Source organism: Mesorhizobium sp. M7A.F.Ca.CA.002.15.2.1, from assembly GCF_003998715.1.
GTDB lineage: Bacteria > Pseudomonadota > Alphaproteobacteria > Rhizobiales > Rhizobiaceae > Mesorhizobium > Mesorhizobium ciceri.
This window is the reverse complement of the sequence record NZ_RZPI01000858.1, coordinates 1-686: the sequence shown is the minus strand read 5'-3', so window position 1 is coordinate 686 and position 686 is coordinate 1. Positions and strand designations below refer to the sequence as shown.

The 686-nt window shown below is 67.1% G+C and carries 1 protein-coding gene and 1 pseudogene; both read left to right on the top strand.

Translation table 11 applies throughout. The features are described 5' to 3' along the window. Nucleotides 1–281 (top strand): annotated as a pseudogene (locus ENZ74_RS35470) (carbohydrate kinase); the annotation flags it as partial. Beyond that, nucleotides 278–686: TIGR01459 family HAD-type hydrolase (locus ENZ74_RS30315; protein ID WP_127313234.1), on the top strand; the 409-nt coding region annotated here is incomplete at its 3' end. The pseudogene ENZ74_RS35470 and the gene ENZ74_RS30315, both read left to right, overlap by 4 nt.

The window sequence follows — 686 nt, the reverse complement described above, 5'->3', positions numbered from 1 at the left end:
CAGGCCTTGCGCCGCGGCCGGCGGACGACGCCGATTATCTGAAAGCGATGTTCGAAGGCATCGCCGCGATCGAAGCGCTCGGCTATGACAGGCTTGCCGAGCTCGGCGCGCCCACGCTGATATCGGTCAGGAGCGTCGGAGGCGGGGCAGCGAACCCGGCCTGGACGGCAATCCGGCGTCGCAGGCTCGGCGTCGATTTCCTGCCCGCGCTTTCCGACGAGGCCGCCGCCGGCACGGCGCGGCTGGCGCTGATGGGTGCAAGCCGGGCAGGACTCCTATGAGCGCGAAAACGATCGAACGTCTCGACGGCCTCGGGCCGCTGGCGGAGCGCTATAATGTGTTCCTGCTCGACCAGTTCGGCGTGCTGCACGACGGCACGCGGCCCTATCCAGGCGCGGCGGCAGCGCTATCGGCGCTGAAACGCGCCGGCAAGACCGTGGTGCTGGTTTCGAACTCCGGCAGGCGGGCTCAACCCAATGAAAGCCGGCTCATGAAACTCGGCTTCGAACCGGGAAGCTGGGATCATTTCGTTTCTTCCGGCGAGGTGGCGTGGCGATCCTTTGGGGAGCTTTCTGCGTCGGGACCGCTTCGCCCGGGGCCCCCATGCCTTCTGCTCCGCCTCGCCCCTTCCCTCTCCTCGCTCTCCTTCCTTCCCTTTTCGCTTCCCGGTTCCGTCTCTTCTTCCG